The organism is Sphingomonas sp. NPDC019816, from assembly GCF_050274375.1.
Taxonomy (GTDB): Bacteria; Pseudomonadota; Alphaproteobacteria; order Sphingomonadales; family Sphingomonadaceae; genus Sphingomonas.
This window is the reverse complement of sequence record NZ_JBNNOB010000070.1, coordinates 1-18,185: the sequence shown is the minus strand read 5'-3', so window position 1 is coordinate 18,185 and position 18,185 is coordinate 1. Positions and strand designations below refer to the sequence as shown.

Genomic DNA, 18,185 nt, shown 5'->3' with positions numbered 1-18,185 from the left:
GGTCAACGTCGTCCCCGGCTATCTGGGCGAGATCGCCGATACCGAGGAAGCGGTGCGCATCGCCTCCGACATCGGCTTTCCGGTGATGATGAAGGCGTCGGCTGGCGGCGGCGGCAAGGGGATGCGGCTCGCCTGGTCCGAGGCGGATGTGCGCGAGGGCTTCGAGGCGACCAAGCGCGAAGGGCTCGCCAGCTTCGGCGACGACCGCGTCTTCATCGAGAAGTTCATCGAAAGCCCGCGCCATATCGAAATCCAGGTGCTGGGCGATCAGCATGGCAACATCGTCTATCTCGGCGAGCGCGAATGTTCGGTCCAGCGCCGCCACCAGAAGGTGGTCGAGGAAGCGCCGTCGCCCTTTGTCACGCCCGAGATGCGCCGCGCCATGGGCGAGCAGGCGGTCGCGCTGGCGCGCGCGGTGGGCTATTATTCGGCGGGCACCGTCGAGCTGATCGTGTCGGGTGCGGATACGACGGGCAAGAGCTTCTACTTCCTCGAGATGAACACCCGGCTTCAGGTCGAGCATCCCGTGACCGAGGAGATCACCGGCCTCGATCTGGTCGAGCAGATGATCCGCGTCGCCGCCGGTGAGCCTCTGGCCTTCGCCCAGGACAAGGTAAAGCTGACCGGCTGGTCTATCGAGAACCGCGTCTATGCCGAGGACCCGTATCGCGGCTTCCTGCCCTCGACCGGGCGGCTAGTGCGCTACAACCCGCCCGCCGAACAGGCCGATGACGATGCCCGCGTACGCGTCGATGACGGCGTCGCCGAGGGCGGCGAGGTCAGCATGTTCTACGATCCCATGATCGCCAAGCTGGTCACCTGGGCGCCGACCCGCGAAGCCGCGATCGATGCGCAGATCGCCGCGCTCGACGCGTTCGAGATCGTCGGGCCGGGCACGAACATCGATTTCGTCTCCGCGCTGATGCAGCATCCGCGCTTCCGGTCGGGAAACCTGTCCACCGGCTTCATCGCCGAGGAATATCCTGAAGGCTTCCAGGGCGCGCCGGCGTCGGACGACCTGACCAAGACCCTCGCCGCCGTTGCCGCCTTTGCTGCCACCGCCGAGGCTGACCGCGCTCGGCGGATCGACGGGCAGCTCGGCCATCGGTTGCGTCCGCCCGCCGACTGGACGGTGCGGATCGGCGGGGCGGACCATGCGGTCCACGTCTCGACCGATGGGATCAGCGTCGATGGCGCGGAACTCGACCTCGCCATTGCCTATACGCCGGGCGACCGGATGATCGCGGTCGAGGATGAGGATGGCGAGACGCTCCATGTCCGCATCGCCAAGACCCGCACCGGCTTCAGGCTGACCACGCGCGGCGCCAGCCACGTCATCCGTGTCCTGCCCGCCCGCGCGGCGCCTTACGCGCAACATCTGATCGAGAAGATCCCGCCCGACCTGTCCAAATTCTTGATCGCGCCGATGCCGGGCCTGCTCGTCCGGCTCGACGTGGCCGAGGGCGACAAGGTCGAGGCGGGCCAGCCGCTCGCGGTCGTCGAGGCGATGAAGATGGAAAACATCCTGCGCGCCGCCAAGACGGGGACGGTCAAGACGATCTCCGCCAAGGCGGGCGACAGCCTGGCCGTCGATGCGGTGATCCTGGAACTGGAGTGACTAGATGCATGGCCGGGCTACCCCGGCCATGCATTTCCTGCGCTTTCCGCACCATTGCCACAGTTTGCGACACAAACGGGCTGGACGGGACCGCTACCGCCGGGCAGGTTCGCCGCCATGAAGCCTCGCACCCGCGTCCTTCTTCTGGCGCCGGCGATCCTCGCCGGTTGCACGGTCGGCCCCGATTATCGTCCCGCCGCTTCCTCGGAACTGGGGGTGCCCGACCAATGGTCGGTGCCTGCCGCCAACGCCCAGGCGCAGGACCTGACCCGCTGGTGGCAGTCGTTCGACGATCCGCTGCTGGCCGAACTGGTCGAGCAGGCGGTGGTCGCCAATACCGATGTCGCCCAGGCCATCGCCCGGTTGCGGCAGGCGCGCGAAAGCCTGGTGCAGAGCCGCGCCGCGCTGCTGCCCACCGTGTCGGGATCGACCGGCTATCAGCGTAACGAGAATCTGCGCGGCGGCGGGCGCAGCTTCACCCTGCCCGACGGCACCGTCGTCGATACCGGCGGGGGCGGCAGCAACAGCTATACGGTCGGGCTGTCGGCCAGCTATCAGGTCGGCCTGTTCGGCGAAGTGCGCCGCACGGTCGAGGCGACCCGCGCCACCTATGAAGGGGCCGGGTTCAGCTATGCCGCCACGCTGCTGACCGTCGAGAGCGAGCTGGCGCGCAACTATATGCTCGCCCGCGCCTATCAGGCACAACTCGCCAATGCGCGCGCCAGCCTGGCGCTGCAGGACGATAATCTGGAGATTGCGGGCTTTCGGGTGCAGGCGGGCCTCGTCTCCTCGCTCGACGCCGAACAGGCTCGCAGCCAGCGGGCGCAGACCGCCGCGACCATCCCCTCGATCGAGCAGCAATATAATGCCGCCGTCTCGCGGCTGGGCGTGCTGACCGCGCAAGCGCCCGGCGCACTGAAGACGCGGCTGGCGGCGGTGCGGCCGATCCCGCGCGGGCCGGCGGCGATCGGGGTCGGCATCCCGGCCGACATCCTGCGTCGTCGCCCCGATGTCCGCGCCGCCGAGCGCAACCTGGCCGCCGCGACCGCGCGGATCGGCGTGGCGCAGGCCGCGCTCTACCCCGCGCTCGCCATTTCGGGGAATATCAACACGGCGGCGACCAGCCTCGGCTCGCTGGGCGATGCGATCACCGGCAGCCTGTTCGCCGGGCTGACCCAGGCGATCTTCAACGGCGGTCGCCTGCGCGCGCAGCTGCGCAATGCCCGCGCCGTCGCCGAGCAGAATTATGCCGCCTATCAGGGCACGGTCCTGCTGGCGCTGGAGGATGTCGAGAATGCCATCGTCGCGCTGAACACCGCGCGTGAGCGCGAGCGGCAATTCGCCATCCAGCTCGACGCCGCGCGCAACTCGGCGATCCTGGCGCGCAGTCAGTATCGCACCGGGCTGACCGACTTCACCACGCTGTCCCAACAGGAGACCGCGCTGCTCAGCGCGCAGAACGGGCTGGTCCAGGCCCGCTCCGACGCCGCCACCGCGCAGGTCTCGCTGTTCGCCGCGCTCGGCGGCGGCTGGGACGCCGATACCATTCCGCAAGCCCCGCCGCTCGCGGCCCCAACCCCGGACAACCGCTGATGGCCGACCAGACTCTCGACGATTTCCTGGGCGTGAAGCCCCAGCCGCGCTGGCGCAAATGGGTGCAATGGGGCGTGGTGGCGGTCGGCGTCGTGTTGCTGCTCCTGTTGTTGAAGAGCTGTTTCGGCGGATCGGACGAGGCGGGCTTCGCGACCGCGCCCGTCACGCGCGGCAATTTGACCGTGACGGTGTCGGCGACGGGCAAGCTGGCACCCACCAATCAGGTGACGGTCGGCTCGCAGCTGTCGGGTCTGGTCACCAAGGTCGTCGTCGATGTGAACGACCGCGTGCAGGCCGGCGAGGCGCTGGCGCTGATCGATCCCGAACAGATTGACGACCAGATTCGCGCGGGCCAGGCGACGCTGAACGCCAACCAGGCACAGGTCGCGCAGGCGCGGGCCACCGTGGCCGAGGCGCAGGCGCAGCTCGCCCGGCTGGAACAGGTTTACAAGCTGTCGAACGGCCGCGTGCCCTCCGCCACCGAATTGCAGGCCGGGCGCGCCGATGCCCAGCGCGCCGTCGCCGCGCTGCGCGTCGCGGAGGCCAATGTCGCCGCCGCCCGCGCGCAGCTCGCCCAGTCGCAGACCCAGCGCCAGCGCGCGATCATCCGCTCGCCCGTGTCGGGCGTGGTGCTGGCGCGCCAGGTCGACCCCGGTCAGACGGTCGCGGCGTCGTTCAACACGCCGACCCTGTTCGTCATCGCCGAAGACCTGACCAAGATGAAGCTGGAGGTCGCGATCGACGAGGCCGATGTCGGCGAGGTGAAGGTCGGGCAGAAGGCCGACTTCACCGTCGACGCCTTTCCGGGCCGGACCTTCCCCGCGACGATCACCCGCGTCGACCTGGGCTCCAACCTGACGGTGAGCGCGGCGACCGCCTCCACTTCCTCGACCGCCAGCGCGACGTCGAGTGCGGGGCAGGTGGTCAGCTATGCCGCCGACCTGACGGTGGCGAACCCCGACCTGCAATTGCGCCCCGGCATGACCGCGACCGCCGACATCGTCACGTCGGACAAGCGGAACGTGATGCTGATCCCCAATGCCGCCCTGCGCTTCAAGCCGTCGGACGGGGCGGGCCAGGGCGGTGGCGGGATCGCCGGCTCGCTGACCTTCCGTCCGCGTCGCGACCGGGCGGCGCGTACCGCGACCGTGCAACGCGGTGCGACCCAGACCGTCTATGTCCGGGGCAATGACGGTAAGCCGCAGCCGATCCAGATCGTCACCGGCGACACCAACGGATCGATGACCGAAGTCCTGTCGGGCGGCCTGAAGCCCGGCATGCAGGTTATCACCGGGCAGTTGGCGAATGGCGAAGGCGCATCGCGCGGGCCGGGCCAGCGGCGACAGGGCGGCGGGGGCGGTGGTGGCCGCTGACGCCCCCCTCATCCAGCTTCGCGGCGTCACCAAGACCTATGGCATGGGCGCCACCCAGTTCCAGGCGCTGAAGGGCGTCGACCTGGATATCGCGGCGGGCGATTTCGTCGCGGTGATGGGGCCATCGGGGTCGGGCAAGTCGACGACGATGAATATCCTCGGCTGTCTCGATGTGCCCAGCGGCGGCAATTTCCTGTTCCGCGGTCATCATGTCGAGACGCTGGACCGCGACCAGCGCGCGATGCTGCGGCGGCGCTATCTGGGTTTCGTGTTCCAGGGCTTCAACCTGTTGTCGCGAACCACCGCGCTGGAGAATGTCGAGCTGCCCTTGCTCTATCGCGGCGAGGATAAGAAGACGCGGCGTGAGCTGGGGATGGCGGCGCTGGCGAAGGTCGGCCTCGACAAATGGTGGGACCATACCCCCGCCGAACTGTCGGGCGGGCAGCAGCAGCGCGTGGCGATCGCGCGCGCCATCGTCACCAGCCCCGATGTCCTCCTGGCGGACGAGCCGACCGGCAATCTCGATTCCGAACGCTCGGTCGAGATCATGGAACTCTTGACCGGGCTCAACCGCGACAGCGGCATCACCGTGCTGATGGTCACGCATGAGCCCGACATGGCGGCGTTCGCGCGCACCGTCATCCACTTCAAGGACGGGCTGGTCGACCGGATCGAGGCGCAGCACCAACCGGGCGACGTACCGCAGATGGATGGGCACTGATGTTCGGCACCACGCTCCTGCTCGCGATCCGCTCGATCCGGCGGCACATGCTGCGTTCGTTCCTGACGACGCTCGGCATCATCATCGGCGTCGGCGCGGTGGTGACCATGGTGACGCTGGGCAAGGCGACGACGGCAGCCGTGCAGCAGTCCATCTCGTCGCTGGGTACGAATATCCTTCAGGTCCGCCCCGGTCAGGGCTTCGGGCGCGGCGGCGGTGGCCCGCGTCCGCCCGATTTCAAGCCCGAGGATGTCGAGGCGATCGCCGACCAGATCGCCGGTGTCACGGCGGTCGCCCCGCAGGCGCAGACGAGCGCGACCGCCATCTATGAGGGCGCGAACTGGTCGACCACCGTCACCGGCACCACGCTCGCCTATTTCACCGTCCAGCCCTGGCCGTTGGCGTCGGGGCGATACTGGACCCCGGCGGAGCAGGCGGCGGGCAAGGCGGTGTGCGTCATCGGCAATACCGTACGCCAGAACCTGTTCCGCAATACCGAGCCCGTCGGCAAGCGCTTCCGCATCGGCGCGATCAGCTGTGATGTCGTCGGCGTGCTGACGACGCGCGGGCAGGGTGGGTTCGGCGATCAGGACGATGTCGTCCTCATGCCGATCAAGGCGGTGCAGCGCCGCTTCACCGGCAGCCGCGACATCCGCCTGATGCTGGTCGGGGTCGATCAGGCCTATTCGACGGCCGCCGTTCAGGCGTCGCTGACCGATCTCTTACGCGAACGGCGCAATATCACCGGCGGCAAGGACGACGACTTCAACATCTTCGACACCAAGCAGATCAGTGATACGCTGACCAGCACGACGACCATGCTGACCCGCATCGTCGCGGCGGTGGCGGCGATCAGCTTGGTGGTCGGCGGCATCGGCATTATGAACATCATGCTGGTGTCGGTGACCGAACGGACGCGCGAGATCGGCATCCGCCTGGCGATCGGTGCGGTCGCGCGCGAGGTGCTGATGCAGTTCCTGGTCGAGGCGGTGGTGCTGTCCTGCCTGGGCGGGATCATCGGGCTGCTCCTGGCGCAGGCGATCATCGCGCTGCTGGTGCCGATCATGCAGGTGCCATGGACCTTCGATCCCCAGATCAACGTCATCGCCTTTGCGATCTCGGCGGTGATCGGGGTGGTCTTCGGCTATTTCCCGGCGCGACGGGCGGCGGCGCTCAATCCGATCGATGCGCTACGCCACGAGTGATCGTTCGCTCGGGCGCGTGGACGAGTTCGCGTAGCCGTTCGAGATCCTCGGGCGTATCGATGTCGATCAGCTCGGCGGGTGCGGTCACGACATGGCGCCCGCCGGCGACCAGTTGCCGCGCGCCTTCGTCACCCTCCAGCTCCAGCAGCGCCTCGAACCGACCCGACCCGAATACGCCCGGCGGGGTGGGGTGTTCGCCATTGCTCGACACCACCACCGAGTCGGGCCCGTCAAAGGCGTCGAACAACCGGTAGATATGCGCCGCCGTCACGCGCGGCATGTCGGCCAGCGCGATCAGGATCGCCTGGGGCGACGTCTTCATCGCCTCGCGCACGCCCAGATGCAGCGAGTGCGACATACCTTGTCCCACATCGTCATTGTGGATGACGCGATACCCGCGCGACCCGAAGTCGAGCTGGCACCCGTCGGTCACCACGATCCGGTCGGCGAAGGGGATGCTCTCCAGCGCGGTGGTGACGTGAAAGCCGACCGGCTTGCCCAGAAACTCCGCCTCCAGCTTGTTCTGGTCCCCGAAGCGGCTCGACTGTCCCGCCGCCAGCAGGACCAGGACCACATTGTCAGCGTCGATCATGAAAGGCTCCTATCATCGCCGCCGCGATCGACAGCGCGATCTCGGACGGACCGACCGCACCGATATCGAGGCCGACAGGGCCATCGATCCGGTCGATCGCCTCAGGGGAAACGCCCATCGCCGCCAGACGCTCCCGCCGGGCGGCATGGCTGCGCCGGCTGCCCAGCGCGCCGACATAGGCGGTGTCGCTGGCGAGGGCGGCGATCAGCGCGGGGTCATCGATCTTGGTATCGTGGCTCAGCGTCACGACGGCGGTTGCCGGGCCGGGGGCATAGGCCGCCACCGCCTCGTCGGGCCAGCGATCGTCGAGCGTGACGCCGGGGAAGCGCTCCTCGGTCAGGAAGCGGGCGCGGGGGTCGATGACGACTGTCGCAATGCCGAGCGTCTGGGCCAGTTGCGCCAGGCTCTGCGCGATCTGCACCGCGCCGACGATCAGCAAGCGGCGCGGCGGATCGTAGCGGTTGGCGAAGACCTCGCCCGTCTCCACAGGCCGCAGGTCCGAATGGCCGCTAGTCAGGTCGGTGGTAACGGTCAGCGCCCGGCCCTGTTCGCGCGCCTCGGCGATGCGGTCGAACAGTTCGGGGTCGAAGCCATCCGCCGACACAGGCTGCACCATCACGGCGATCTCGCCGCCGCAGGGCAGGCCGACTTCCCAGGCCGAAGCGTCCGCCACGCCGTAGCGCTTCACCTGAAACGGCGCGCCCGCGATCACCTCGGCGGCGGTGTGGAGGATGTCGTTCTCGACGCAACCGCCCGACACCGATCCCTCGAACCGGCCGTCTTCATGGACCAGCATATGGCTGCCACGCGGACGCGGTGCCGACCCCCAGGTCGACACCACCGTCGCGATCGCCATCTTCTGTCCCCGCCACTCCTTGGCAGCGGCGAGGACGCTGTCATTGTCGCTCATCAAAGCGCCGGCAGGTGATCGAGCAGCTTGTCGAGCGTCACCGGCATCTCGCGTACCCGCACGCCGGTGGCGTTGTAGATGGCGTTGACCACGGCCGGAGCCGCGCCCGAGATGCCCAGCTCGCCGATCCCCTTGGCATGGATCGGATTGGCATGGATGTCGCGTTCATCGAGGAAATGGACTTCCAGCTGCGGCACGTCGGCGTTCACCGGCACATGATATTCGGCCAGGTCATGGTTGACGAGCTTGCCGGTGCGCGGGTCGTGGATCAGCTCTTCGGTCAGCGCGGTGCCGATGCCGAAGGTCATGCCGCCCAGGCATTGCGAGCGCGCCGTCTTGGCATTGAGCACGCGCCCCGCCGCGAACACGCCCAACATCCGCCGCACGCGCACCTCGCCGGTGACGACATTGACGCCGACCTCGGCGAAATGCGCGCCGTAGCTGGCCTGCTGGAACTGCTTTTCCTGCTGGCCGGGCTTGATCTCGCCGATCGCGGACAGGCCGTCCTTGCCGGCCAGTTCGGCCAGCGGGACCGAACGATTGTCGCCGATCGCCATGCCGTCCTTCAATGTCAGGTCCTCGGCCTTCACCCCCATCGCCTTGGCCAGCTTCTCGCGCACCCGCTCCGCCGCGAGGTATACGGCCGAGCCCGCCGAGGCCGCGCCCCACGACCCGCCCGATCCGGCGGCGGGGGGATCATTGGTATCGCCCAGCGACATCGTCACCTTCTCGACCGGCAGGCCGAGGATCTCGGCCGCGATCTGCGCCATGATCGTGTAGCTGCCCGTGCCGATATCGGTCATCGCCGAGGAGACGGTCGCGCTGCCATCGGGATGGAGTTCGACCTTGGCGGCGGACTGCTGCAACTGGTTGGAGCGGCACGCGGCGGCGACGCCCATCCCGATCAGCCAGTCGCCCTCACGCCGCTCGCCGGCCTTCTGGCGCTTGTCCCATCCGAAATGCTTCGCGCCTTCCTCCAGCGACCTCGTCAGCGCGCGGGACGAATAGGGGACCTTCAATTCCGGGTCCTGTTCGGGATCGTTGACCTTGCGCAGGGCGATCGGGTCCATGCCGATCGCCTCGGCCAGCTCGTCCATGGCACATTCCATGCCGACCATGCCGACCGCCTCGCCGGGCGCGCGCATCGATCCCGACAGCGTCCAATTCAGCCGGACGATGTCATGGTTGATCCGTCGGTTCTCGCCCGCATACAGGAAGTGGGTGCCGATCCCGACGGGCTCGAAGAAGTCCTCGCCCGGAAGGTTGGAGGTGATCGCCTCATGGCCCAGCGCGACGATGCGCCCGCCGGCCTCCGCGCCCAGGCGCATGCGCTGTTCGGTATTGGAACGGCGAACGGTGGCGTCGAACACCTGCTGGCGCAGCATCACCGCCTTGACCGGGCGGCCGAGTTGCTTGGCGGCGATGGCGGCGGCGACGCTCTCGGGCGCGATGCCCAGCTTCGATCCGAACCCGCCACCGATATAGCGCGAGATGATCCGCACCTTGGACTGCGACACACCCAGCGCCTTGGCGAGCTGTTGCGCGTCGGAGGTCGGCATCTGGTACGCGCCGTACAGCGTCAGCGCGCCGTCTTCCCAGACCGCGATCGAGGCATGGGGTTCCATCGCCGCCGAGTTCTGGCTGGGGGTGGTATAGGTCACGTCGATCTTGACCGACGCGCCCTCGAACGCCTGGTCGAAATCGCCCTGGTCGTAATGGCCCTTGATCATGCTATCGGGGGCGGGCTCGGCCTTGTCCTTGTTCGCTTCATAGTCGAACGCGCCGTCGTTGAGCGGTTCGTAATCGACCTTCAACTGCTTGGCGGCGTCACGCGCGACCTCGAAGCTATCCGCGACGACGATCGCGATGATCTCGCCGAAATAGTCGATGGTGCGGACGCCTTGCGTCGGGGCCTCGGTCTCGCCGCCCTGCTGCGAGTTGCGGATAAAGGTGGCATAGTCGGTGATGACGTCGATCACGCCCGGCATGGCCTTCACCGCATCGGCGTCGATCGACTTGATCTTCGCATGGCCCGTAGTGGCGCTGACCAGCACGCCGTGCGCGCAATTCTCGATGGCGTATTCAGCCGCATAGGTGGCGGTGCCCGTCACCTTCTTCGGCCCGTCCACCCGGTCGAGCGGTTTGGAAATCACCCCTTGCACACCCGTGTCGAGCAGGCTGTCGGGATGCGGCTGATTCATGGTCAGCGCGTTCGTGTCGTCCTTGCCGAATCCGAACATGGGATCAGCCCTCCTGCGTCAGTTCACGGAGCGTCGCGATCAGCGTGCGACGCGCCAGCGGAATCTTGAAGTCGTTCGAGCCATAGCCCTTGGCATCGGCCAGCAGCACATCGGCGGCGGCGTTGAACGCCGCGTCGGTCGGTTCCTGCCCGACGAGCGCGGCCTCGACCGCCCCGTTACGCCACGGCATCGGGCCGAGCCCGCCGAAGGCGAGGCGCGCCGAGCCGATCCTGCCACCCTCGACCGCGACGATCCCGGCGACCGAGACCAGCGCGAAGGCATAGGAGGCGCGGTCACGCACCTTGCGATAGGTCTGCTTGCCCTCGGGTGCGGGGGGCAGCTCGACATGGGTGATCAGCTCGCCCGGCTCCAGCACCGTCTCGATCTCCGGGGTGCTGCCCGGCAGGCGATAGAATTCGCCGATTGCGATCCGGCGGCGATCGCCGTCGGGCTTCTGGGTGATGATGACCGCCTCCAGCGCGCGCATCGCGACGGCCATGTCGCTGGGGTGGGTCGCGATGCAATGGTCCGAGGTGCCCAGGATCGCGAGGATGCGGTTCTCGCCCCCGATCGCCGAACAGCCGCTGCCCGGCTCGCGCTTGTTGCACGGGGTGGCGGGGTCGTAGAAATAATAGCAGCGCGTCCGCTGGAGCAGATTGCCCCCGGTCGACGCCTTGTTGCGCAGCTGCCCCGACGCCCCCGCCAGCAGCGCGCGCGACAGCACCGGATAGCGCGCGATCACGCGGGCATCGGCGGCGAGATCGCTATTGGGGACGAGCGCACCGATGGTCAGGCCGCCATCCTCGCGCTCCTCAATGTCGCCCAGATCCAGACGAGTGATGTCGACCAGCGTGTCGGGCGTCTCGACTTGCAATTTCATAAGGTCGAGCAGATTGGTGCCGCCGGCGATGAAGCGCGCGCCCGGGACCGCGCCGTCGCGGGTGGCGGCGCCGACCGAATCGGCGCGGGCATAGTCGAACAGCTTCATGCCGCGACCTCCTTGCCCACATCCTCATTGGGATTGCGGTCGCCCAGCCCCGCCACGTCGCGGATCGCATCGACGATATTGGGATAGGCGGCGCAGCGGCATAGATTGCCGCTCATCCGTTCGGAGATTTCCTCGACGGTCAGCTCGGCCTGACCGAGGTCCTCGGTGACGTGGCTGGGCCAGCCCTTCTTCACCTCGTCCAACATGCCGACCGCCGAGCAGATCTGGCCCGGCGTGCAATATCCACACTGGAAGCCGTCGTGCCGGACGAACGCGTCCTGAAGCGGGTGGAGATTACCCAGCTGGCCCAGCCCCTCGATGGTGGTGATCTCGTCATCCTGATGCATCACCGCCAGCGTCAGGCAGGCGTTCACCCGGCGTCCGTTGACCAGCATCGTGCACGCCCCGCACTGGCCATGGTCGCAGCCCTTCTTCGAGCCGGTCAGCCCCAGATGTTCGCGACACAGATCGAGCAGCGAGGTTCGGACATCGACGTCGATGTCATGTGATTGACCATTGATTGTGAAATGCATGGGCGCATCCCCTTTGGGATTAGGATTGGATGAAACAACGCCATGATTTCCGCACGTTTCCCGTTGCGAACCACTCTCATTGCCGTCGCTGCGATCCTGGGGCAGTCTGAGGCCATGTCCGCCGACGTTCCCAAGCCGCTTTCGTCGCCCATCGTCATCGCGCATCGCGGCGCGAGCGGGGAGCGGCCTGAGCATACGCTGGCCGCCTATGACCTGGCGATCCGGGAGGGCGCGGACGTGATCGAACCCGATCTGGTGCCGACGAAGGACGGTCATCTGGTCGCGCGGCACGAGAACGAGATTTCGGGCACCACCGATGTCGCGTCACATCCCGAGTTCGCCGATCGCAAGACGACGAAGATGATCGACGGCCAGACCGAGACCGGCTGGTTCACCGAGGACTTCACGCTCGCCGAGCTGAAGACCCTGCGCGCGCGCGAACGCCTGCCGCAACTCCGCTCGACCGCCTATGACGGGCAATTCCAGATCCCGACGCTGGAGGAGATCATCGCGCTTGCCAAGCAGCGGACGAAGGAAACCGGGCGGACGATCGCGATCTACCCGGAAACCAAGCACCCGACCTATTTCGCATCGATCGGCAAGGGCACCGATGCACCGCTAGTCGCCGCGCTGACCAAGGCGGGATGGACGACGGCGGATGCCCCGGTGTTCATTCAGTCGTTCGAGGTGAACAACCTCAAACATCTGAAGACGATGACCGGCATCCGCCTGATCCAGCTGGTCGCGGGCGAGGGCGGTCCGGCGGATGACGCCGCGCCGACCTATGCCGCGATGATGACGCCCGAGGGGCTGAAACAGGTGGCGACCTATGCGTGGGGGATCGGACCGGACAAGGCGATGCTGTGGCAGGGTGATGCTCCCACGACGTTGGTCATCGACGCGCATGACGCGGGGCTTCGCGTCCATCCCTGGACCTATCGTGCGGAGAATTATTTCGTCCGGCCGGCCTTTCGCAAGGGGGCCGATCCCAAGACGCATGGCGATGTCGCGGGCGAAATTCGCGCCGCGCTGGGCCAGGGTATCGACGGATTCTTCACCGATTTCCCGCAAATCGGGGTAGACACGCGCAACGCCTATTTGCGCACCCGCTGAAAGACCCCTGACCATGCGTAACCTCGTCCTGAAACTCGCCGTCCTGACCCTGCCGCTGATGACCGGAGGCTGCGTCAAGACGGTGGCGAGCGTTGTGAAGGCGCCGTTCCAGGCGGCGGGGCAGGTGGTCGACTGGACGACGACCAGCCAGGACGAGGCGGATCGCAACTACGGTCGCAAGATGCGCAAGCAGGAAGCGCGCGAGGGCCGCGAACGTCGCGACTATGAAAAACAGTGCCGCAAGCACCCCGAACAGTGCCAGAGGGGCCAGCAGGGCCAGCGGGGTCAGCAGGGCTATGACGGCTATCGCGCGGGCTACTGATCGCTGAAGGGCAGCGGCCCGGCGATCGCCGCCGATCGCGCCACGACCGCCGGATCGTCGATCCGCTTGCCGGTGAGCAGCATCACCGTGCGCCCGTCGCCCCGCGCGACGGCGGCGAGGTTCGCCCGGTGCCACCACCAGGTCGCACCCATCCAGAGCGCGCGGGGCAGCTCGGCGACCCATAGCGTCTTGGACGGCGGCGGGATCATAACCATGCCATCACGGTCCAGGGAAAGGGCGTCCACCACCCCATCCGCACCCCCGCCGCCGCCAGTGCGTCGCCGGTCCAGCTGTTGCAGGTGTGGACCGCGCTGTACCGCCCGTTCGCCTCGTAAAAGGCGTCATATACGCCATAGCCGGGATAGCGCCGGCCATCCGCTTTCCAGCTTTGCCGGATGAACGCGGCCAGCCGGCGATAGGCCCGGGGCGACAGGCGAATCATGCGGACATCGTCGCCATTGGCACGGGGGAGCGGCAGGTGGTCGACATGGATCAGCGTCCGGTCGCTGCCCATCGCCGCGCGGGCGATGGTGCCCGGTCGCACGTCGCGCCAATGCGGCGTCTCGCGAAAGAAGCCCGCCTCGCCCCAGCCGATGGCGAGGAAGGGAAACCCCGCATAACGCGGATCGCGCAAATCCTCCGGGGGGGCGAGGTCGCGCCAGTCCACTCCCGCCGCCTGCTTCGGCACGATGATTGCCGTGTGGACCGCGCTCGATTCGATATAGAGCGTGACCGCATCGGGTCCGGCGGCGGGCATCGTCGCGGTGGCGCGCGCGATCATGCCCAAACCCGTCCCCGCCAGCAGATACGCCGCCAGGATCAGCGCGATCGCGGCGAGCGTCCCCCTTGCAACGCGCCCCAGCCGTCGCCACGATATGGTTTCATTTGTCACCATCATCATGATAGGCTCCGCGAATGGCACAGGATACCCATGTTCTCGCCGCCCCGCCCGAGGGGGCCGGAGCCGACTGGACCATCCCGCAGGGGTGGGAGCATTACACGGCCGAGGAACATGCGACCTGGGACACGCTGTTCGCGCGCCAGTCGAAGCTGTTGCCCGGCCGCGCATCGGAGGCTTACTTGCGCGGTCTCGACGTGCTCAAGCTGTCGCGGCCGGGGATTCCCGATTTCGAGGAACTGTCCGAGCGGCTGATGAAACTTACCGGGTGGCAGGTGGTCGCGGTGCCGGGGCTGGTGCCCGACGACGTGTTCTTCGACCATATGGCCAATCGCCGCTTCGTCGCGGGCAATTTCATCCGGCGGCCCGACCAGCTCGATTATCTTCAGGAGCCGGACGTCTTTCATGACGTGTTCGGCCATGTGCCGATGCTCGCCGATCCGGTCTTCGCCGACTATCTCGCCGCCTATGGGCGCGGCGGGCAGCGCGCGCTGGGCATGGACGCGCTGAAATATCTCGGGCGGCTCTACTGGTACACGGTCGAGTTCGGACTGGTGCGCGAGGACGGGGACTTGCGCATCTACGGCGCGGGCATCGTGTCGAGCTATTCGGAAAGCCGCTTCGCGCTGGAGGACCCGAGCCCCAACCGGGTCGGCTTCGACCTCGCGCGCGTGATGCGGACGGAATACCGGATCGACGATTTCCAGCAGAATTACTTCGTGATTCCCAGTTATGAAGAATTGCTGCGCACCACGCTGGAGACGGACTTCGCGCCGCTTTATGCCGAGATCAAGGCGTTGCCGGATATTCCGGTGGCGGAGATCGTGCCGGGGGATGAGGTGGTGACGCGTGGGACGCAGGAATATGCTCGGGCGAAGGCCGGATAGCGAATCCCTTGGGCTTCGACTTCGCTCAGCCTGAACGGCTGTGGGGGCTGAAGTCTGAGCGGAGGGGGCAAGGGCTGGAGACCAACCTCCGTTCAGCCTGAGCGAAGTCGAAGGCCACGCCCCAAGCTCCGGGAACCTTATCCCGCACCCCCGGTTCGCGCATCATGCACGACCAGCCCAACCGAGCGGTGAAATACCCGCTTCTCGCCCGCCCGCACATCCAGCTTTACGGCACGGTGGACGAGGTGATGTATGCCGGGTTCAAGGACCAGCTCGCCGCCGCGCCGACCGATGGCGCGCTGGTCGTGTCGATCACCACGCTGGGCGGCGACCCGGAAATGGCGCGGGCGATGGGCGACTCGATCCGGCTGCTTCGCGACTATACCGGTCGCGAGACGCTGTTCCTGGGCAAGGTCGCGGTCTATTCGGCGGGGGCGACCTTCATGTCGGCCTTTCCGGTCGAGCATCGCTTCCTGACGCGCGGCACCCGGCTGATGCTCCACGAGCGCCAGATGAGCGGCAGCATCGATCTGTCCGGCCCACTGACCAACCTGCCCGTGGTGCTGAAGGCCAAGCTGCACGAGATCGAGCAGTCGGTCCTCATCCAGGAGGAGGGATTCCGCGCGATCGTCAACGGCTCTAACGTGTCGTTCGAGACCCTCCAGGAAAAGGCGCGCAGCAACTGGTATATCGACGCCGAGGAGGCCCGCGAGCTGGGCCTCGTTCTTGATGTGATCTGAGCCCGCGCCTAAATTGGTCAAGACATTTGCGACAAGCGCCCCTGTCATGTATCGGCGGGGGCGATCCTTTGCCGACAGCCTGTCGGCCCATCCAGCGGGTTTGTGACCATGGCCGAATTTGCCCTGCCGAAGAACAGCGTCATCAAGAAGGGCGAAACGCACCAGGCGACCACCGGCGGTCGTCTGAAGAAGTTCAAGGTCTATCGCTACGACCCCGATTCGGGTCAGAACCCGCGCTACGACACGTTCGAGGTCGATCTGGACGAGTGCGGGCCGATGGTGCTCGACGCGCTGATCAAGATGAAGGCCGAGCAGGACAGCTCGCTGACCTTCCGCCGTTCGTGCCGCGAGGGTATTTGCGGGTCGTGCGCGATGAACATCGACGGCCGCAACGGCCTGGCCTGCACCACCGCGATCGAGGATGTGAAGGGCACGGTCCAGATCACGCCGCTGCCGCACATGGATGTGGTCAAGGACCTGGTTCCCGACTTCACCCATTTCTATGCGCAATACGCGTCGATCAAGCCGTGGCTCCAGACCGTGTCGCCCGCCCCCTCGGGCAAGGAGCGGCTCCAGTCGCCGGACGACCGCGCCAAGCTCGACGGCCTGTACGAGTGCATCCTGTGCGCCTGCTGCTCGACCTCGTGCCCCAGCTATTGGTGGAACAGCGACAAGTTCCTGGGCCCCGCGATCCTGCTCCAGGCTTACCGCTGGCTGGCCGACAGCCGTGACGAGATGACCGGCGAGCGTCTGGACGAGCTGGAGGATCCGTTCCGCCTGTATCGCTGCCACACGATCATGAACTGCGCGAATGTCTGCCCCAAGGGTTTGAACCCGGCCAAGGCGATCGCCGAGATAAAGAAGATGGAAGCCGAGCGGGTCATCTGATCCGGCTGGTTTCGACGGAAGCGGAAAGGGGGTCGGAAACGGCCCCCTTTTTCAATTCTGGTCCGATGCTTTGAAACACCCTCACCCTTCCGGCGCTGACGCGCCTCCCTCCCTCTCCCGCCGGGAGAGGGAAGGGGCCCGCCCGCGCAGCGGGTGGGAAGGGTGAGGGCAGGGGTTGACGTCCGACAGAGCAGGGCAGACATCGCACCCAACATGCCCGACATCCTCAACGCCTATCGCCGCCTGATCGAAGCCCAGGAGCTCCGCCCCGATCCCGAACAGGCCGCCGCCGCCGCGCGGCTTGAACAACTCGCGACCGAACTCGAAACCCCGCGCAAGACCGGCCTCTTCGCCCGCCTGACCGGCAAGGGCGCGCCTGCCCCCAAGGGCGTCTATCTCTGGGGCGATGTCGGGCGCGGCAAGTCGATGCTGATGGACCTGTTCTTCGATCACGTTGCGGTCGAGGCCAAGCGTCGGGTGCATTTCGCCGAGTTCATGCTGGAGGTCCACGCCCGCATTGCTACCGAGCGCGCCAAGCAGGCGGGCGATCCGATCGCCCCCGTCGCCGCCGCGCTGGCCGAGGAAGTGCGGCTGCTGGCGTTCGATGAGATGATGGTGACCAACAGCCCCGACGCGATGATCCTGTCGCGGCTGTTCACCGCGCTGATCGAGGCCGGCGTGACGATCGTCACCACCTCCAACCGGCCGCCCAAGGATCTCTACAAGAACGGGCTCAACCGCGAGCATTTCCTGCCCTTCATTGCGCTGATCGAGGCGCGGCTGGACGTGCTGGCGCTGAATGGTCCAACCGACTATCGCCGCGACCGGCTGGGGCGGCTGGACACGTGGCTGGTGCCCAATGGGCCGAAGGCGACGATGACGCTGTCGGCGGCGTTCTTCCGCCTGACCGACTATCCGGTCGAGGATGCCGCGCATGTGCCCTCCGAGGACCTGAAGGTCGGCGGCCGCGTCCTGCACGTCCCCAAGGCGCTGAAGGGCGTCGCGGTCTTCTCGTTCAAGCGGCTGTGCGGCGAGGCGCGGGGCGCGGCGGACTATCTGGCGGTCGCGCGGCGTTTCCACACCGTCATCCTGGTCGGCATCCCCAAGCTGGGGCCGGAGAATCGCAACGAGGCGGCACGCTTCGTCCAGCTGATCGACGCGCTCTACGAACACAAGGTCAAGCTCCTCGCCGCAGCCGACGCGCAGCCCGCCGAACTCTATGAAACCGGAGACGGACGCTTCGAGTTTGAACGCACGATCAGCCGGTTGGAAGAGATGCGTTCGGAGGAGTATCTGGCCCAGGGCCATGGCTCGGACGAAGGGCTAATGACAGCTTAATGCACTTGCGAACCATTATCGTTTAAAATGTTAAACTCTATGGATTAACGGTTGCCCCGACGCCCATATGGGCGTAGGCCGCGTGACCAATCACGTACGTCCACTACGGAGTAGGATTGGAATGGCTCGCAAGAAGATCGCGCTGATCGGCGCCGGTAACATCGGCGGCACGCTGGCGCACCTCGCCGCGCTCAAGGGGCTGGGCGATATCGTCCTGTTCGACGTC

General features: G+C 66.9%; 18 protein-coding genes and 1 pseudogene. 12 read left to right on the top strand and 7 right to left on the bottom strand.

The window, feature by feature from the left end; all coding sequences use genetic code 11:
- From ACQKJZ_RS11455 to ACQKJZ_RS11435, 5 genes are all read left to right on the top strand, one after another.
- Positions 1 to 1,618 (top strand): biotin/lipoyl-containing protein (locus ACQKJZ_RS11455; RefSeq protein ID WP_427731194.1); only part of this gene is annotated, 1,618 nt, incomplete at its 5' end.
- A gap of 117 nt (positions 1,619 to 1,735) precedes the next feature.
- A complete protein-coding gene (locus ACQKJZ_RS11450) occupies positions 1,736 to 3,211 on the top strand; it encodes an efflux transporter outer membrane subunit (protein ID WP_427731193.1) in 1,476 nt (491 codons plus the stop codon).
- Positions 3,211 to 4,584 (top strand): efflux RND transporter periplasmic adaptor subunit, encoded by a 1,374-nt coding sequence (locus ACQKJZ_RS11445; RefSeq protein WP_427731192.1) that lies wholly within the window; start codon positions 3,211 to 3,213, stop codon positions 4,582 to 4,584. Before ACQKJZ_RS11450 ends, ACQKJZ_RS11445 begins: the two co-directional genes overlap by 1 nt.
- Positions 4,574 to 5,305 carry an ABC transporter ATP-binding protein gene (locus ACQKJZ_RS11440; RefSeq protein WP_427731195.1) on the top strand — a complete coding sequence of 244 codons (732 nt, stop codon included), beginning with the start codon at positions 4,574 to 4,576 and terminating at the stop codon, positions 5,303 to 5,305. The genes ACQKJZ_RS11445 and ACQKJZ_RS11440 overlap by 11 nt, the downstream gene beginning before the upstream one ends.
- Entirely contained in the window at positions 5,305 to 6,510 is a 1,206-nt protein-coding gene (locus tag ACQKJZ_RS11435; protein WP_427731191.1) for an ABC transporter permease, read from the top strand. The genes ACQKJZ_RS11440 and ACQKJZ_RS11435 overlap by 1 nt, the downstream gene beginning before the upstream one ends.
- Here ACQKJZ_RS11435 and ACQKJZ_RS11430 read toward each other — a convergent pair.
- Genes ACQKJZ_RS11430 through ACQKJZ_RS11410 form a run of 5 tightly spaced genes read right to left on the bottom strand, consistent with a single transcriptional unit; the run spans position 6,479 to position 11,773 of the window.
- Positions 6,479 to 7,102, bottom strand: coding sequence for a nucleotidyltransferase family protein (locus ACQKJZ_RS11430; protein ID WP_427731190.1), 624 nt, complete (start codon positions 7,100 to 7,102; stop codon positions 6,479 to 6,481). The genes ACQKJZ_RS11435 and ACQKJZ_RS11430 overlap by 32 nt on opposite strands.
- The gene (locus ACQKJZ_RS11425) at positions 7,089 to 8,012 is read right to left on the bottom strand and encodes an XdhC family protein (protein WP_427731189.1); all 924 of its coding nucleotides are present in this window, start codon (positions 8,010 to 8,012) and stop codon (positions 7,089 to 7,091) included. The genes ACQKJZ_RS11430 and ACQKJZ_RS11425 overlap by 14 nt, the downstream gene beginning before the upstream one ends.
- Complete coding sequence (locus tag ACQKJZ_RS11420) at positions 8,012 to 10,252, bottom strand: xanthine dehydrogenase family protein molybdopterin-binding subunit (RefSeq protein WP_427731188.1); 2,241 nt, start codon at positions 10,250 to 10,252, stop codon at positions 8,012 to 8,014. Before ACQKJZ_RS11420 ends, ACQKJZ_RS11425 begins: the two co-directional genes overlap by 1 nt.
- Before the next feature lie 4 nt (positions 10,253 to 10,256).
- Complete coding sequence (locus ACQKJZ_RS11415) at positions 10,257 to 11,240, bottom strand: FAD binding domain-containing protein (protein WP_427731187.1); 984 nt, start codon at positions 11,238 to 11,240, stop codon at positions 10,257 to 10,259.
- A complete protein-coding gene (locus ACQKJZ_RS11410) occupies positions 11,237 to 11,773 on the bottom strand; it encodes a 2Fe-2S iron-sulfur cluster-binding protein (protein ID WP_427731186.1) in 537 nt (178 codons plus the stop codon). The genes ACQKJZ_RS11415 and ACQKJZ_RS11410 overlap by 4 nt, the downstream gene beginning before the upstream one ends.
- A 114-nt stretch (positions 11,774 to 11,887) precedes the next feature.
- Between ACQKJZ_RS11410 and ACQKJZ_RS11405 the strand changes: the two genes are divergently transcribed.
- Entirely contained in the window at positions 11,888 to 12,886 is a 999-nt protein-coding gene (locus ACQKJZ_RS11405; protein WP_427731185.1) for a glycerophosphodiester phosphodiesterase, read from the top strand.
- Positions 12,887 to 12,899: 13 nt separating this feature from the next.
- Positions 12,900 to 13,208: a hypothetical protein gene (locus ACQKJZ_RS11400; protein ID WP_427731184.1), complete on the top strand. Its 309-nt coding sequence runs from the start codon at positions 12,900 to 12,902 to the stop codon at positions 13,206 to 13,208.
- On the opposite strand, the gene ACQKJZ_RS11395 is transcribed toward ACQKJZ_RS11400, so the two are convergent.
- Positions 13,202 to 13,423, bottom strand: coding sequence for a hypothetical protein (locus ACQKJZ_RS11395; RefSeq protein WP_427731183.1), 222 nt, complete (start codon positions 13,421 to 13,423; stop codon positions 13,202 to 13,204). The two genes, ACQKJZ_RS11400 and ACQKJZ_RS11395, sit on opposite strands and share 7 nt — an antisense overlap.
- On the bottom strand, positions 13,414 to 14,109 hold the full coding sequence (locus tag ACQKJZ_RS11390; protein WP_427731182.1) for a TIGR02117 family protein: 696 nt from the start codon (positions 14,107 to 14,109) through the stop codon (positions 13,414 to 13,416). Before ACQKJZ_RS11390 ends, ACQKJZ_RS11395 begins: the two co-directional genes overlap by 10 nt.
- Positions 14,110 to 14,123: 14 nt before the next feature.
- Between ACQKJZ_RS11390 and phhA the strand changes: the two genes are divergently transcribed.
- The 5 genes and pseudogenes from phhA to ACQKJZ_RS11365 all read left to right on the top strand — a co-directional run.
- Positions 14,124 to 14,993 carry a phenylalanine 4-monooxygenase gene (phhA, locus tag ACQKJZ_RS11385; protein ID WP_427731181.1) on the top strand — a complete coding sequence of 290 codons (870 nt, stop codon included), beginning with the start codon at positions 14,124 to 14,126 and terminating at the stop codon, positions 14,991 to 14,993.
- A 164-nt stretch (positions 14,994 to 15,157) separates the two neighbouring features.
- The gene (locus ACQKJZ_RS11380; protein ID WP_427731180.1) at positions 15,158 to 15,733 is read left to right on the top strand and encodes an ATP-dependent Clp protease proteolytic subunit; all 576 of its coding nucleotides are present in this window, start codon (positions 15,158 to 15,160) and stop codon (positions 15,731 to 15,733) included.
- 108 nt (positions 15,734 to 15,841) lie between these two features.
- Complete coding sequence (locus tag ACQKJZ_RS11375; protein ID WP_042484025.1) at positions 15,842 to 16,621, top strand: succinate dehydrogenase iron-sulfur subunit; 780 nt, start codon at positions 15,842 to 15,844, stop codon at positions 16,619 to 16,621.
- 213 nt (positions 16,622 to 16,834) lie between these two features.
- Positions 16,835 to 17,959: a cell division protein ZapE gene (zapE, locus tag ACQKJZ_RS11370; protein ID WP_427731179.1), complete on the top strand. Its 1,125-nt coding sequence runs from the start codon at positions 16,835 to 16,837 to the stop codon at positions 17,957 to 17,959.
- Positions 17,960 to 18,080: 121 nt separating this feature from the next.
- Positions 18,081 to 18,185 (top strand): annotated as a pseudogene (locus tag ACQKJZ_RS11365) (malate dehydrogenase); the annotation flags it as partial.